This is a genomic window from Paenibacillus naphthalenovorans, from assembly GCF_900099895.1.
GTDB lineage: Bacteria > Bacillota > Bacilli > Paenibacillales > NBRC-103111 > Paenibacillus_G > Paenibacillus_G naphthalenovorans.
Genome location: NZ_FNDY01000026.1, coordinates 1 through 16,076, shown reverse-complemented (window position 1 = coordinate 16,076; position 16,076 = coordinate 1). Strand labels below are relative to the sequence as shown.

Annotated in this window: 16 protein-coding genes; 5 read left to right on the top strand and 11 right to left on the bottom strand. The window is 48.5% G+C overall.

The genetic code is table 11. The annotated features are described in order from the left end of the window. Positions 1-39: 39 nt before the first annotated feature. The 9 genes from BLT35_RS19530 to BLT35_RS19490 all read right to left on the bottom strand — a co-directional run bounded on the left by BLT35_RS19530 (position 40) and on the right by BLT35_RS19490 (position 10,847). A complete protein-coding gene (locus BLT35_RS19530; RefSeq protein ID WP_074729518.1) occupies positions 40-1,242 on the bottom strand; it encodes a hydroxyacid-oxoacid transhydrogenase in 1,203 nt (400 codons plus the stop codon). A gap of 46 nt (positions 1,243-1,288) precedes the next feature. Then, a complete protein-coding gene (locus BLT35_RS19525; protein ID WP_062410227.1) occupies positions 1,289-2,710 on the bottom strand; it encodes an aldehyde dehydrogenase family protein in 1,422 nt (473 codons plus the stop codon). A gap of 14 nt (positions 2,711-2,724) precedes the next feature. Beyond that, complete coding sequence (locus BLT35_RS19520; protein ID WP_062410228.1) at positions 2,725-3,996, bottom strand: nickel pincer cofactor-dependent isomerase, group 22; 1,272 nt, start codon at positions 3,994-3,996, stop codon at positions 2,725-2,727. Between the two features lie 71 nt (positions 3,997-4,067). Then, on the bottom strand, positions 4,068-5,342 hold the full coding sequence (locus BLT35_RS19515) for a TRAP transporter large permease (RefSeq protein WP_074729517.1): 1,275 nt from the start codon (positions 5,340-5,342) through the stop codon (positions 4,068-4,070). Between the two features lie 3 nt (positions 5,343-5,345). Then, complete coding sequence (locus BLT35_RS19510) at positions 5,346-5,867, bottom strand: TRAP transporter small permease (protein WP_054816974.1); 522 nt, start codon at positions 5,865-5,867, stop codon at positions 5,346-5,348. Between the two features lie 80 nt (positions 5,868-5,947). Further along, positions 5,948-6,958, bottom strand: a complete 1,011-nt coding sequence (locus tag BLT35_RS19505; RefSeq protein WP_054816975.1) for a TRAP transporter substrate-binding protein — start codon at positions 6,956-6,958, stop codon at positions 5,948-5,950. Positions 6,959-7,310: 352 nt separating this feature from the next. Beyond that, positions 7,311-9,188, bottom strand: coding sequence for a PrpR N-terminal domain-containing protein (locus BLT35_RS19500; RefSeq protein ID WP_074729515.1), 1,878 nt, complete (start codon positions 9,186-9,188; stop codon positions 7,311-7,313). A 142-nt stretch (positions 9,189-9,330) separates the two neighbouring features. After that, on the bottom strand, positions 9,331-9,771 hold the full coding sequence (locus BLT35_RS19495) for a hypothetical protein (protein ID WP_074729514.1): 441 nt from the start codon (positions 9,769-9,771) through the stop codon (positions 9,331-9,333). Between the two features lie 5 nt (positions 9,772-9,776). Next, entirely contained in the window at positions 9,777-10,847 is a 1,071-nt protein-coding gene (locus tag BLT35_RS19490) for a ParM/StbA family protein (protein ID WP_137671014.1), read from the bottom strand. Positions 10,848-11,049: 202 nt separating this feature from the next. Here BLT35_RS19490 and BLT35_RS19485 point away from each other — a divergent pair, with 202 nt between their 5' ends. Both BLT35_RS19485 and BLT35_RS19480 read left to right on the top strand, forming a co-directional pair. After that, on the top strand, positions 11,050-11,475 hold the full coding sequence (locus tag BLT35_RS19485) for an SRPBCC family protein (protein ID WP_074729512.1): 426 nt from the start codon (positions 11,050-11,052) through the stop codon (positions 11,473-11,475). A 1-nt stretch (position 11,476) separates the two neighbouring features. Further along, complete coding sequence (locus BLT35_RS19480) at positions 11,477-11,857, top strand: ArsR/SmtB family transcription factor (protein ID WP_054816981.1); 381 nt, start codon at positions 11,477-11,479, stop codon at positions 11,855-11,857. An 81-nt stretch (positions 11,858-11,938) separates the two neighbouring features. Here BLT35_RS19480 and BLT35_RS19475 read toward each other — a convergent pair whose 3' ends face one another. Further along, positions 11,939-12,970 (bottom strand): LLM class flavin-dependent oxidoreductase, encoded by a 1,032-nt coding sequence (locus tag BLT35_RS19475; protein ID WP_054816982.1) that lies wholly within the window; start codon positions 12,968-12,970, stop codon positions 11,939-11,941. A 190-nt stretch (positions 12,971-13,160) separates the two neighbouring features. Then, positions 13,161-13,463: an ArsR/SmtB family transcription factor gene (locus tag BLT35_RS19470; RefSeq protein ID WP_074729511.1), complete on the bottom strand. Its 303-nt coding sequence runs from the start codon at positions 13,461-13,463 to the stop codon at positions 13,161-13,163. Positions 13,464-13,598: 135 nt separating this feature from the next. On the opposite strand from BLT35_RS19470, the gene BLT35_RS19465 reads away from it, so the two are divergent. The 3 genes from BLT35_RS19465 to BLT35_RS19455 are packed head-to-tail and all read left to right on the top strand — an operon-like array spanning position 13,599 to position 15,997. Next, a complete protein-coding gene (locus BLT35_RS19465) occupies positions 13,599-14,051 on the top strand; it encodes a MarR family winged helix-turn-helix transcriptional regulator (protein ID WP_217437203.1) in 453 nt (150 codons plus the stop codon). Beyond that, positions 14,048-15,250 carry an MFS transporter gene (locus BLT35_RS19460; RefSeq protein ID WP_074729509.1) on the top strand — a complete coding sequence of 401 codons (1,203 nt, stop codon included), beginning with the start codon at positions 14,048-14,050 and terminating at the stop codon, positions 15,248-15,250. The genes BLT35_RS19465 and BLT35_RS19460 overlap by 4 nt, the downstream gene beginning before the upstream one ends. A gap of 33 nt (positions 15,251-15,283) precedes the next feature. Beyond that, a complete protein-coding gene (locus tag BLT35_RS19455) occupies positions 15,284-15,997 on the top strand; it encodes a DMT family transporter (RefSeq protein ID WP_083351352.1) in 714 nt (237 codons plus the stop codon). Positions 15,998-16,076 lie beyond the last annotated feature (79 nt).

The window sequence follows — 16,076 nt, the reverse complement described above, 5'->3', positions numbered from 1 at the left end:
CAATCATTTAAGTAAAGCCTATTTTCATTCCAGGCTTAATTATAAAGCTTTGCGAAGAAGCTCCTCAAATCCTTTTTGTGTAGGAACCCTTGGATTGTTTCGGACAAGACGCGCGATGGTTAAAGCGGTTTGAGCAATATGCGGAATGTCTTCCTCGCGGATACCGATCTGGGACAGCTTTGTAGGCAGACCGATTGCGCGCAAGGTGTCCAATACCGCAGAGGATGCTTTTTCCGCGATCTCCCGGTCCGTTAATCCGTCCACATTCACATGAAACGCTCTTGCGATATTGGCCATTTTTTCAGGTTCAACATCGCCGTTGAAATCCATGACATATGGCAGAAGGAGCCCCGTCACTTCGCCGTGAGGCGATTTGACCAGACCGCCGATCGGATAAGCCAGCGCATGGGCTGCAGCTGTCCCGGCATTCGAGAAAGCCAAGCCTGCGAGCAGGCTGCCAAGAAGCATATTCGATCTGGCTTCTACGTTGCTGCCCTGCTGTACGGCGACGGTTAAATTGCCGGCAATGAGGCGAATGGCTTCCATGGCCAGCACATCACTGATCGGAATGGAGCCTTGGAACAAGATGCTGCCTTCCGATTGAATATACTTATGGTTTTTGGCTGTATAAGCCTCAATGGCATGCGATAAGGCATCGATTCCGGCACACGCCGTTACGTATGGGGGAAGCCCAAGCGTTAATTCGGGATCTAGCAAGGCGACAGCCGGGCGAAGGTAATTGTCGGAAACGCCTACCTTAAGATTGTTGTCCGTATCGGTAAGTACCGCAACGGATGTGACTTCGGAGCCCGTTCCTGCTGTCGTTGGTATGGCAACTAAAGGAGCAATCGGCCCCGGAACCAGATTCTCTCCAACGTAATCCAGCGGATGTCCGCCGTGAGCCATCAATAAGGCCACCACTTTCGCCAGATCAATGCTGCTGCCTCCGCCAAGAGCGATAACGGCATCGGGATTCAATTGATCCTTGGCGAATGCGAAACACTCTAATACCGAGCTTACCGGAGGTTCCGGTACAGCTTTGTCATACACGACGATCGTATAACCGGCGTCTTGCAAAATAGAAATGACTTTATCGGCAATGCCCGCTTGCTTGATTCCCGGGTCGGTAACCAGCAGAACGCGGTTTGCTTTAAGACGCTTCAACACTCTGTCCAATTCACGGATGGCACCATTACCAAATACGATTTGTCCCGTTGAGAAATACTCCCAGACGTTTCTCATGTTCATACCCCATTATCTATTAAGATATAATAATCATTCCGGCTGCTTATTGCATATGAATAACGACAATCTTCTCATCCGTCATTTCTTGAACCGCATGATGAGGGCCTTCTTTTCCGGTTCCGCTGTCCTTGACACCGCCATAAGGCATAACATCCGCACGATAAGTGGAAACGTCATTGATGATTACGCCGCCGAACTCCAGTTCATGAGCGGCACGCATGGCCAATTGAAGATCATTGGTGAAGAACCCGGCCTGAAGTCCGAAGCGGGAATCATTGACCTGACGGAATGCATCGTCAATGTCCTCGTAAGGCACAATACTGATGACAGGCGCGAATACCTCTTGGCACATCACTTTCATGTCAGGGGTGGTGTTCGTTAAGATGGTAGGCTGTAAAACAGCTCCCTCCCGTGTGCCTCCGAAAGCGATCTTGGCGCCTTGCGCCACCGCTTCTTTAATCCAGGATTCAGCACGAATCGCTTCTCTCTCGGCAATCATCGGGCCGATATCGGTTGAAGGGTCTTTCGGATCGCCGACCTTCAGCTTTTGGGCAACTTGGATGGCTTTGTCTACAAACTCGTTAAATACGTCTTGGTGAACATAGACGCGCTGAACCGAAATACATGCCTGACCGGCATTGGAATAGCCGCGTGTGACGCAGAGCTCCGCCGCTCTTTGCAGATCAGGGGCGTCCCGATGCACGATGTTGGGAGAGTTGTTGCCAAGCTCTAACGTCACTTTGCGGATGCCTGTCGCGCTCTTGATATGACGTCCGACACCCGGGCTGCCCGTAAAGGTGTACATTGCGATGCGCTCATCTTCCAACAAATATTGGCCCATTTCCGAGCCTAGGCCGTTGACCACATTTAAGAAACCTGCGGGAAGTCCGGCTTCCGTCAAAATTTCAGCCAATTTGCAAGCGATGATGGGCGTCATCTCCGCCGGCTTTAATACAATGGTATTTCCGGCTGCAATGGCCGGCCCTACTTTATGGACAGTTAAATTGAACGGAAAATTAAAAGGAGTAATCGCACAGACCACGCCTACCGGAACCCGAATGCTGAAAGCCATTTTTTGGTCATTGCCGGGCTGTCCCAAAGGAATGCCTGTACCGGCAATGCGCTTGGCTTCTTCCGCCGATGCGATGAGCGTTTGGGTGCCTCTGTCGATTTCGGCAAGCGCGTCTTTCAGCACTTTTCCTACCTCGCGCACCATCACAAGCGCCAATTCTTCCTTGCGGTCTTGAATGATGCCGGCGGCTTTCATCAAGATATCGTAACGTTGGGTAGGGCTCAGTTTACGGGAACGGAACGTTTCGAGTGCAGATTCAACAGCTTTATTTACGGTTTCTTTCGATGCATTCCCTACGGTGGCTATCGCTTCTCCCGTGTACTTGTCGTAAACCGTAAAGTTGTTCTCATCATGGATCCATGTTCCGTTAATGTAATGACCGTAAGTTTCCATGTTCTCTCTCCTCCTCAGGCATGAGTAAAATCTGTTTTTGGAAAATAACCTGTCGAATCGAAGCTCATCTCTTCCGGTTCCCCGAGCACCTCAATGTGAGGCTGATTGAGAATTTCCGGCAAAAGCGGTTCCGAAACGTATAGATATTCCAAATGAAGCGTATTTGGAATGCGGACAATTCTGGCCCGCTCCGGTTCTACGCCCCAATTGGAGCGGAGTGCAGTCTTCAATGCCTCACGGTCGTTGTCGAGCACAATCGGCACGGCCGCCCGGGTCAAAAATGTGCTGGTGATGACATTCTCGTTCATCTTTTGAAAATCAATTTGATCAAACAATCGTTTGGTCGTTACATCCGCAAGCCCGATGCCCAGCGCATTGCCATGCGACTCCTCGCTGACATCGCTCGCGATAATATATTTGATACGCGGACTGCTGGGCTCAGGAACGCCCAAAATCCGGATACGTCCGATAATGTTCGTATCCATTCCGGTTCCGCTGTAGTTTTTTCCAATTTCATCAACAATAAGAACATCGATATCCTCAACAGGAAGCTTAGGCATTAAAGCGGCGGATTGCCGAAGCAGCTCTGATTCACGCTGCGGGATAAGCGGCGTCGGGATCGCTTCAATGATAGCGGTTTGTTCAAAGGCATTTTCTACAATGCCCACGCCACACACAATATTCACTTTTTGGAGCATCACCTTGGCGACTTCTGGCATGATGTCGCGAATGCCATGCACGCCATAGCTGTGAATCAGCAGCGCTTGCTTGTGCTTGCCCATACCGATCGCAGCCATTTTCATCAGACCGCTCTCAATGCCGATCGGTGATTTGAAATCGGTATGCACCTTGATTCTTCCCATGAGCAGGACGCCGTCAGCTTCTACAGCATATTTATCTACATAGACCGGCATCCCTTGGGGAGTTTCACCTACCTGGACCACTTCCATGGAAGACAGAATAGGCGCGCCGCAGAAGTCCTCGGTGACTCCTAAGCTCTCCAGCACTTCGACTTGGCCTTCCGCTGTTGCGCCGCCGTGACTTCCCATCGTTGGAATAATGAAGGGGATTGCACCGATCTTCTTCAGCTCTTGAACCGCCGCTTTCACGATGGTCGAGATATTGGCAATTCCCCGACTTCCCACGGTAATCGCAATGCGTTGGTCCGGCTTGATTTTTTCAGCCAGGCCGACCTTTGCGAATTCCTGCGCGATGGTCGCATCAATGTCGGTTACAACAGGTCCGGTAAATCGCTGCTTAATCTTCACCCATTTTGGAAACAGCATGGTTTAGACAGCACCTTTCTAATCCGAATAGTGTATTCTATCTCTCTACCCAAAATAACCAGACTTTGCGCTTATTTAAATAGTTGAGGCAAGAGTAGTGAAATTTTTGGAACATAAGTAATGATTAATATATCCACGACAAGCACGAACAAGAAAGGAACCAACGGTCTCATAATTTGTTCCAATCGTATACCTGCAATTTGACAAGCGACAAACAGATTCACGCCGACAGGTGGTGTAACCATACCCATAGCCAGGTTGACGATCATGATCATACCGAAGTGAACAGGATCGATGCCGAGCGCAACCGCTACAGGCGTTAACAGCGGAGCCAGAATAATGATCGCTGCGGAAGTTTCAAAGAACATACCCACAAACCAGAGCAATAAGTTGATCAAGAACAAGAAAACGATCGGGCTGCTGGAGATGGAAGTGAAGAACTCTCCAATTTGCTGTGGAATTTGTTCACGGGTCAAGATCCATCCGAACATACCGGCATTGGCAATGATGACCATGATGATCGCAGTCGTAATGGACGACTTGGCGAAGATATTCACAAGATCCTTCCATTTAACTTCCTTATAAATAAATACTCCTACGATAAACGCATAGGCAACGGCGACAACGGACGCTTCCGTCGGTGTAAACAATCCGCCGTAAATTCCCCCGAGAATGATGACAGGCATAAGAAGTGCGAGCAAAGCTTCTTTGAAGGCTTGGACTTTCATCGCCATAGTGATTCCCGATTTTCCTTTATAGCCTTTACGCTTGGCAATAAACCAGCAGGTGAGGATCAGGGAGAACGAAATCATAATCCCGGGTATAAAACCGGCCAAGAACAAATCGCCAATGGATACACCTGCGGAAATACCAAACAGAATCATTGGAATAGAAGGAGGAACGATAACCCCTAATTCACCGGATACCGCTTGAGTAGCGGAAGCAAACCGGATATCATAGCCGCGCTGCACCATGGCCGGAATCAGAATCGACCCGATGGCTGCAGTCGTAGCCGCACTGGAACCGGAAATGGCGGAGAAGAACATGGCCGTTACGACGGTTACAACCGCCAGACCGCCCGTCATGCCCCCAACGAGGGAGTTAGCCAGGTTGACCAATCGACGTGAGATTCCGCCGGTTTCCATAAGAGAGCCGGCTAAAATAAAGAAAGGGATAGCCATTAGCGGAAAAACGTCCAATGCCGCAAACATCCGCTGAACCAGAACAAGCAAAGGCATGTTGCCGTCGCTAAGAACAGCGATCGTAGAAGCAAGTCCTAATGACAGTGCTACAGGCACGCTGAGCAGCAGTAAAATCAATAAAGAAACAAGCATAGTCAGCGCCATACGTTATTCACTCCCCGAAAATACTTCTTTTTGTTGTCCGTCTTTTCCCACAATGGTTTCCAACAATACAGCGATTGCGTTTAAGAGCATGAATATACCGCTAACGGGAAGTGCCGCATAAGGAATCGACATCGGGATACGCAGGCTTGGGGATTCTTGCGCCGAAACATGACCCAGCATCTCGAATCCGTAATAGACGAGAATAAAAAAGAAAATCATGGTAATCACTGTAACCAGAACGCGGACAATCCGCTTCAAGGTCGGATTCAAGCGTTCAACAATGGCCTCCACGCCGATTAATGCGCTGTAACGAACCGCCAAGGCCGTACCCAAAAACACAAGCCAGATCATGCAGTAACGCGCCAGCTCCTCCGACCAGTCGGGCATTTCAACATCAATATATTTACCTGCAAAGCGAATGACGACCTGGAATACGACAGCAACCGACATCACGGCCAACAGCAGCGCGCACAGGTAGCGCAACAGCTTATTCAATCCGTCTATATATTTAATGATCGTAGTCATACGTTCACATCCTGTCCTTATCTGTGGGATGGTGAATGGCGGATGAGAATCTCATCCGCCGCGGTGGCTCTCTTGATAGCTTATTTTACATCCTGAATTTTTTTGATTAAATCACCGAACTGCGGCTGATACTTGTCATATACCGGCTTCACGGCATCTACAAAAGGCTGAATGTCCGGCTTTTCGTTAATCGTCATACCTTTTTGAGCCAACTCTGTGAGGTATTGCTTCTCCATGTCTTGTACTACTTGACGCTCGTAGTTTCCTGCTTCCACAGCGGCTTCGCTAAGCGCTTTCTGCTGCTCTGGAGTCAGGCTGTTAAATGTGTTTTTGGAAACCATCAAAAGCGACGGAGAGTAGAAATGGCGCGTCATGGTCAGGTGCTTTTGAACTTCATTGAAACGGGAGGTGTAAATAACCGGTACCGGATTTTCCTGCGCATCGATGACACCTTGCTGAAGCGCGGTAAACAGCTCGGTAAAGGACATTGGAGTCGGTTGGGCGCCAAAGGCCTTAAAGGTATCGCTGTGGATCGGATTTTCCTGGATCCGGATTTTGATGCCTTTCAGATCTTCAGGCTTGTTAATGGCAGCGTTTTTATTTGTTACATTACGGAATCCGTTTTCCCACCAGGCCAGTGTCGTTACGCTCGGCAGTTTCTCTTCCACTTTCTTACGCAGATCTTGTCCAATTTCCCCGTCGAACACTTTATGTGCATGATCGGCGTCGCGGAACAAGAACGGCAAATCTACAACGCTAATTTCCGGAACGAAACCGTTCATCGGAGCCGTCGAAGTCAATACCATATCGAGGCTGCCCACATTCAAGCCTTCAATCATATCGCGCTCGCCGCCAAGCGATCCGTTAGGGAAGATCTGAAGCGTAAGCTCGCCGTTGGATTTTTGCTCAACCAGCTCTTTAAACTTTTCCATCCCTTTTTGATAATGGGACGTATCCGCCAGCGTATGTCCGATTTTCAGAGAAACCTTTTTCGCTCCTCCTTCTGTGGAGCCTTGCGATTGTCCGCCTCCGCCGCATGCCGTTAAGGTGAGGACAGAAGCAAGTGTCAAAACAGATATTAGTTTTTTCATGATATACCCCCTGATACAATGTTATGAAGAAATCGTTTTCAATAATAAAATACACGAAATTGTTGAATATTACAATACCTAAATTTCAAAAAAAGTGATGTAAAATAAAACGATTTTATATTTTGCATTATTATTTTTTCAAAATAAAACAATTTCAAGGAATTATTATCCAATATTATTTGAATCCATCCAGCCGTTATTAAACCAAATACAGGATTCATTACCCATTTGTGCAATAAAGCAACATGATCCAAAAATAAAAAAGTCACCCTTCCGTTTAAGGTGATATTTCACCTGACGGTTTCAAGTGACATGGTAAAACTTTGCTTATTATGCTATCAATGCTTGTCCCTTATCCATCGGCTTTTTCAATTTCCTTGATTTTACGCCACAATGTCGAACGATTAATACCGAGCCGTTTGGCTACCGCCGTTTGATTATAATCCTCCTCCTTCAGAACCCTGGAAATGATTTCCTTCTCCAATTGATCTAATGTTTTGCCCGCAATATCAATCCCTTGAACATGTGGATGGTGGTTTGCGTTCATATCCATTTCCTCTAAAAAAGGCAGCACTTCTTTCAGTTCGATGAAAGGGCCGGATGTAAATACACACATTCTTTCCACCATATGCTTTAATTCCAACACGTTGCCCGGCCATGAAGCATGGGTTAATCTGTCCAAAACCTCTTCCCGGCAGCCTACAATTTGTTTTCCGAATTTCGGATTGGCCGATACGATAAACCAGCGCACCAATTCCCGGATATCTTCTCTCCGTTCCCTTAAAGGAGGGATAACAATCGTTCCTCCATTCAAAAGATGGTATAAATCCTCACGGAAACGGCGTACTTCCACCAGCTCATGCAGGGACTCGGAGTGGGCGGCAATGATACGGACATCAATAGGGATCGTTTTGCCGCCGTTTTGACGGGCCACCTTCTTTTCCAGCAAAACGTTAATCAGCTTGGCCTGCAGTGGGAGCGATAATTTTCCGATGGCATCCATAAATACCGTTCCGCCATGCGCAAGCTCAAAAATCCCCGGCGTCTGCTCTTCGTGATCGCCCAGGAGTTCAAGCTCCATGTTTTTTTCATTGAAGGCTTCGCAATTGATAAATAAAAACGGCTGGTTTTTGCGACCGCTTTCATTATGAATTGCTTGAGCCAGACTGTGCTTGCCTGTTCCCGGTTCACCGTAAATCAAAAGAGGTGTGTCTGATTTGCAAAATCGCTTGGCCGTGCGGATCACCTCTTTCATAGCCGGGGAACTGGCAACGAGGTGATTGAAATGCTTGGTAGCCCGCGAGCTTTTGAGCGATTGCTTTTGACGAACCAGGCTCTCCGTTTCCTGGATATCGCTTACCGTCTGCAGAATCGTCAGCTCGCTTGGCGGGTTCCCCTGAACGGCTAAAGGCCCTTTGTTCAAAATGACGGTTTCCCCGTTCACTTCGATAATTTCCTTGGTACCGGGTCCGTTTGTCGCATCACAGGGGGCGCCTAGTGAAGGATGAATCGACTTCAGCTTTTGTGCCGTCGCTTGCTCTTTCGTAAGATCAAGCAGCTTTTCCGCTTTATCGTTCAGCACCTGAACCTTGCCTTGTTTATCCGTCACCAGAATTCCGTCAGGATAGTCCCGTATAATCGATTCGTATAATTGGCGGAGAGTCCTCTCTTTGGCCGTATAGTAAGCGACCTTCTCCGCTTCTTTGAGCGCCTCTTCCACCGATTCTCTTCCGGAGGTGATCAAGATGGCCTTCAGACCGAATTGGGATGCGGTATAAGTAGATATCTGGTCCCCTATAATGACTTGGATGTTTTGCTCTATGGCCGATCGGATCTGGTCTTCAATTTCCGTTTCCGTACTGATCGGAAAGAAAGTAAGATCCATTTCGAGCAGCTTTCCAACCTCGTCCGCACCTTGAATCGTATTGTGATAGCTCATGACCCCGATTTTTTCGGGATACCCCTTGATCAGCGTGAGCGTCCGCAAAATATCATAGCCTGAAATTTTCACATCTACTACGGGAAGCTGACAATGCTCCTGGAGCAGCAGGGCTGTAGCCCCTCTGCTGATAATCACGTCAAATCCCTTATTCTCGTACTCCTTGGCGATGGCCAGGCCTTTGTATAAATCGCCCATTTCAACGTGAATATTTTTATGCAGGTCCTCATTGACTTCCAGAAACAATTCCTTTAATCCTTGATAAGGTGCTATTACTAAGATTTTGTTCATAGGAGGACCTCCGGATCGATGTGTTGCATTTTAGTACACTCATTGTAGCCCAACTCCTACAAGGTTTCAACACTGAAAATAAAACTTGCCGCTGGCAAACAGTAACCAGAATCGTACTGTCGGCAGCGGCAAGTTTTTTATTTTACAGTAAAGCCTTTAACTTGAACAAATCGGGCTTGGGTTTAGAGAGGGGGTCCGGGTTTTGGGCATTTACGGGTATAGGAGGCGCTGGGCGGCGCAGCTCGGTTTGAATCCCCTTTAGGACAGCTTGAATGATGTGATTGACGGCTTTATTCATCTCCGTCTCATCCGCAGCAGGCGATGGCCGTTTTTCCTTTTCCTGCACCGCATCCAGGATGTAGTCTATCCCTTTTGACTTGATATAGTAATTGAGCAAGGTATATTGCTCCTCCAGCCCGTTCAATTGGCGCTCGGCCTTTTCAATAAAAGCCTCTTTGCAAAATCGCGTCAGACGACGGTTTTTCAGCAGTTGTCTATAAAAGGTCATTAAACGATCAGCTTTGCCCTTGCTTTCAAGGTCACTGGAATTCAAATGAAAAACAATAGATCCAGCCTTGGCCACGTTGATCAGCTCCTGATTAGGACGGCCTGCCGATTCTGGCTTTCCACCGCGTCTTCATTAGTTTTGGAAAGCAATAATCCGAATTTCCAGAACCCCCGGGCATTGGATAATTGATAATCCTCAATCACGGTGATGTCTTTAATAAAATCTTTAAACCAAGGATGCAGTACCTTTACACCACCGCCTGTTAAAATCACCATGTCAAATTTGCTTCGGTTTCTCCAACGGATTTGAAGCTCATTGATGATGTATTCAGCGGTTTCACGGACAATTTTTTCTTTCATGTCCTGAATAGGAATCGTCAGGCGTTTGGAAGCCTGGTAGATGGAGCGGTCGAACTGCATCTCAACACTTTTTGGCGTGGCGAAGGCATCAGGGCTTTGGGCATTGATGTAATCGGCGAGACGTTGATAAATTTCATGAACGCCTACGGGGATGGTATGCCGGTCTTCGGGGATCGCCCTTAAGGAATCGATTCCGTCTATATCCGTCGTACCGGAACCGATGTCTACAATGCCGATATAAGAGGTTGCGATTTCTTTTCTGTCAATCAGTCCTTCTTCGTCAATGTATAAGTCCAGTATACTTCCAAGCGGCTGAGGCAGAATCTTGCATTCCTTCACATGAATGATCTTCTGTTGGCCGTTCATCAGGATATTGTGTTTGCCCTTGAATACACGGGCAAGCTCCTGTTCCCGCTTCGTGCCTTTTTCTCTTGAAGGACATCCGGTAACCAGAAAGACGTCGAATGACCCTTCTTCATTGATCAAGCTGGCTAAGCCGAATTGACTCAGCAACTTGTAATATTTTTGGGCATACCGGTCTTCGCTGGTATAGGTGGACAGGAATTTACCTTTGGTTGCGTTCACCTCCTGCCCCCACATATATTGTTCACCTTCATACAAGCTTGACTCAAACTCGTTATATTGGATATCGCCTACGCCTGTGGAATCCTCTCTTCTCACGCTCTCTTTCGTCAGAAAGCCGCTCGGAAGAACCAGCCCGGTCACATCCTTGCTGTATCCCTTAAAATATCCGTTTCCATGATCAATTCCCATTACTATAAGATTGCTCAAGTATATCCCTCCATATCCTTATGTTTGGGTGAAAATCCAATATACAAAATAATATGGCGACGGGGGCAAGGATGTGACAAATACCTAAGCATTGCCGCGAAGCCAAATGTGTAATAAAATATAACATATGAAACCGAAAGGTTTCGTATTCTTTATAAAACGGCCGAATGGAAAATCGGCGATCGATCCTGGAGGTAAGATGATGGAAAATAAAAGCCCGAATACACTGCCGGACATCCGGCAGACGCAGCTGTTGAATGCTCCGATTCAAAAAGTGTGGGATGCCGTCGCCACATCGGAGGGCCTTGCTGCCTGGTTTATGCCTAATGATTTTCAACCTGTAGTCGGACATGAGTTTCATTTGGAAGCGGGGCCGTTCGGAAAATCCCCTTGTAAAGTGACCGAAATCGATCCGCCTCACCGTCTGTCTTTTGAATGGGGCAAAGATTGGCTTCTTACGTTCGAATTAATCGAAAAAGACGGTCAAACCGAAGTTACACTGATTCATTCCGGCTGGGATGCGGACAAGGTTACCGAATTCGGACAAGCTCATGCGATGGTTCGCGAACGGATGGGTCATGGCTGGATCGGCCTTCTTCAAAAGCTTAGCCAGTACGTCGAGGGTTAAGATGACGGCACCGGCACCGAAGCATGACGTTTTTCAGGCGATCGCCGATCCGACCCGGCGTAAGCTGCTCCAACTGCTTGTCGATCGGGAGATGCCTGTGACAGTCATCAGCGGATACTTTCCGATGAGCCGGACGGCGGTGTCCAAGCATCTGCGCGTTCTGGCCGATGCGGGACTCGTCAAAGAGAGGAAGGTCGGACGGGAGACCCGATACCGGCTTGATCCGGATCCCCTGCTCGAGTTGAAGCGTTGGCTGGCTTACTATGAACGGTTCTGGGAAAATAAACTCATGGCCTTGAAGCATTATGTTGAATCGGATGAAAGGGACGGAGACGTTCCTGCTGGGGCGCTTGGAGCAGTTGAACTTCAGACAAAGGAATAATTTCCATACCAAAAAGAGAGGAGCTCGGCGCTGCCTCTCTTTTTGGTTGACGTCCCATATTTACAGCCATGATGTGTTTAGTTAGTTTCCGTTCATGACCTCGGCGAGGATTTCATAGGACCGCAAACGGGCCTGGTGATCATAAATCTGGCCCGTCACAATCAATTCATCGGCCTGTGTGAGTTTAAGATAACGGTTCAACTGCTCCCGAACCGTATCTTTATTCCCGGCAACGGTATAGCTCAGCTGACTTTGAACGATCGCTTTTTCTTGAGCGGTCCACAACGGCTCCATGCTTTCCACCGGCGGATTTAATTGGCCCGGGCGGCCGCGGATGAGATTGAGAAATTGCTGCTGCTGGGAGGTCGCCAGTCTCTGGGCCTCTTCCACCGAATCAGCGGCGAAGACGTTAACGCCGATCATGGCGTAAGGCTCTTCCAACGCTTCCGAAGGACGGAAATGGCTACGGTAGAGCTCCAGGGCCTGCAGGATGTAATCCGGCGCAAAATGGCTGGCAAAGGCGAAAGGCAGACCAAGCTGTCCAGCTAACTGTGCGCTGAAACCGCTGGAGCCGAGCAGCCAGATCGGGATATTCAGTCCTTCGCCGGGAACGGCTCGCACACCCATCGGGCGATTGCCCAGCGAGGGGTTCAGGTAACTGCGAAGCTCGCTCAGCTGCTCGGGAAAATCGTGACCGTCGCTTCCCAGTCCCCGCCGCAGTGCACGCGCTGCAAGCTGATCTGAACCAGGGGCTCTCCCCAATCCAAGATCAATGCGTCCCGGGTATAAGGATTCCAGCGTCCCGAACTGTTCGGCGATGACTAACGGGGCGTGATTAGACAGCATGATTCCTCCGGAGCCCACGCGGATTTTCTCCGTACCTGCAGCTACATGCCCGATAACGACCGATGTAGCCGAGCTGGCGATCCCTGTCATGTTGTGATGTTCCGCAAGCCAGTACCGGTGGTAACCCCACTTTTCGGCATGACGCGCAAGGTCGAGTGTATTTTTAAAGGATTCTGCCGCTGTGCCGCCAACGACGATAGGGGCAAGATCCAAAATGGAAACAGGAATTTCATGAATTTGTTTAGCTGTAGAACTGCCTTTAACCATGGCGGGTTCCCCTTCCGTCCGGAAATGTAGCATGGTAACGATGAATTCCAGGTGTATAGTAAATTCTTACAGTATATTTCCTCACATCAATAGATAGTTATTCATATATTTATATTTTTAGATATGGAAACCGAATATATACATGGAGAATTTCTGTAAGAAACCCAGCCATGTATAATAGGTATTTTATCTATAATTGTTCCTGAATATAACCGGCCAACGCTTGAAAAGCCCGTTCGTTTCTTCTGTAATATGTCCATTGGCCGTGACGTGTCGCTTCCAACAGACCGGCTCTCTGAAGCATCAGCAGATATTGGGAAACCGTCGATTGCGATAATCCGGCCTTTTCTTGAATATGACCGACACAAACCCCGATTTTTTTACTATCACCGCCTTCTTGCGAGGGAAAGTGCTTCTCCGGTTCCTTTAGCCAATGGAGTATTTGCAGGCGCGTTTCGTTCGATAAAGCTTTAAACACTATTATTGGGTTCATGACACCTATTATATCGCGAGTTCTCGATATGTCAATGTTCATAAAAGGAGGCGGGGTTCAGTTGTGCACAGGTGTCATTGACAGAATTACATGTCGGAACTATAATTGCTATAGCAAATAAATGGGGGTCTGTCCTTGAATAATATTGATCATTCGTTAGGCTTTATCATCAATCATGCCGGCCGCAGATTAAGTCAGCTGCTTTCGCTTCATTATCAGCCGTACGACATCACCACGGAGCAGTGGACGGTATTAAACCGGTTGTCGGAGCGGGATGGAATCACTCAAAAGGACTTGGCCCATAGAGCGGAAAAGGACCAGACCAACATCACGCGAATACTGGACCAGCTGGAGCGCAAGGGCCTCGTCGAAAGAAGGCCAAACGCCGTCGACCGGAGATCCTTTTTAACGTTCATTACAGACAAGGGGAGATCGTTAAATCAAGTGCTGCTGCCTATTGAAAGTCGGGTAGTCAGCTCCGTTCTGGACGGACTGTCGGAGGAAGATGTTGAACGGCTTAGGGCGGCGTTGATCCAAATTACCAAGAATGCGAACAGAACCATTAACGAGTTGGAGGAAACGCTTTGAACAGGGAAAGAGACTTATGGAATCGTGATTTTGTTGCTGTATGCCTCAGCAGCTTTTTTTTATTTATGACTTTTTACATTTTGGCGGTTACGCTTCCGATCTTTGTCACGGATTCATTAAAGGGAGGACAGGAGCAAATCGGGCTTGTGATGACGGTTTTTGTCATTGCGGCGGTGATTTTCCGGCCTTTGGCGGGCAAATGGACCGACGAGTTGAATAAGCGCAAAATCGTCATGCTGTCGCTTCTGCTTTTTATGGGTTGTACGGCTGTATATACGATCATCGATAATTACTATGCGCTGCTTGCCTTGCGGTTTATACACGGCATTGGATTCGGAATCGCTGCGACGGCGACGGGGGCGATTGCCGTTGGATTGGTTCCCGACCGCCGTAAAGGGGAGGGGATCGGCTATTTTAGCTTGTTTATGAGCCTGGCGATGGTCATCGGGCCCTTCCTGGGGCTAACGATTATAGAGCGCTACAATGCGTTTATTTTATTTGTTTTTTGTGTCATTCTCGCCTTATTGTCGTGTATCTTCGGGTTCGTTGTCCGGGTCCCGGAACAGGAGGGGCGGAAGACGGCAGAGCGAGCCACAGGCTGGAGGAAATGGTTCGAACCGAGGGCGCTGCCCATTTCTTTGGCCGGAAGTACGTTAGCTTTTTCCTACGGAGCGATTACCACTTTTATCTCCGTTTATGCCAAGGATCTGGGAATGGGGCCTTTGGCAAGCTATTTCTTTATCATTTTTGCTGCGATAATTGTTTTATCCCGTCCGTTTACAGGAAAAATATTCGATCGATTAGGCGCGCACGTGCTGGTTTACCCGGGGTTACTGCTGTTTACGCTAGGCATGATCGGGTTAAGCCTGGCTCAAACACCGTTTGTGTTTTTGGTTACAGGCGGCATCATCGGGCTCGGATTCGGCGCGCTTATCCCGAGCTTCCAAACCATAGCGGTTCAATCATCGCCGGACCATCGGCGAGGCGTGGCCACGGGGACCTACTTTGTGCTTTTTGATACCGGTTACGGCCTGGGCGCTTATCTGCTGGGCATCATAGCAGCCAGTACAAGCTATCATACGATGTATTTCATCGCAGGCCTTATCGTTGCTTGTACGGGGGCCATTTATTATGGCCTGCACCACCGGAAGTTCGCCGTTATGAAATCTTCCGGTGCGGTGGATAAAAAGGCGATTTGAACTGGATATCTGTTTACATCAAGAGGTGCCGGAATGAATTTTACGATTGTCATCTTATGTTTAATATGGGGATTTAACTGGGTTATTATGAAGCAGGCGAATTCGGTTTTTCCCCCGGTGTTGTTTGCAGGCTACAGGTTTGGGCTGGGCGCGGCAGTGCTCCTGGCCTTTTATGTTTATAAAAGGGTTCCGCTGCCGGATAAAAAGGATTGGAAATGGATTATCGCTTGCGGTCTCCTCCATACGACTTACTTCAATATAGCGATACAACTTTCTTTGAATGAGATGAGCGCGGGATTAACCTCCGTTCTGACGTACAGCATGCCGCTTTGGCTAACGGTGATGGCTCATTTTTGGATCCCGGGAGAACGGTTGACCCTCTCCAAAATGGCGGGAGTGCTCCTGGGCATAGCCGGATTGTTTTTGGCCCTCGATGTGCATTGGGGAGGGGGATTTGGCGCTTTTCTTCTGGCCTTGTCGTCGGGGATGGCATGGGCGGTATCCACGGTCATTATGAAGCGGAAGCTGGTTCATTGCGATAATATGCAGTTTACGACATGGCAGATGGCTGTGGGGGCCGTCGGGCTTTACCTGTATTCCTTGTGCTTTGAGCATGGCGAAAGCCGCTGGGGGATCATGCCTGTCATTTATATTGTTTTTGCGGGAGTGATCGCGTCGGCGCTTGCGTTTATACTTTGGTTTCGTATTTTGTCTACACTGGAAGCGAGCAAGTCAGTGTCAAGCTAGCGTGGGCAGTCATTTAAGATGCCTGGAACGCGAACCCCGAAGGAACCTCTTCCTTGTAAGCGCTTTGCTTCGTTCTTTC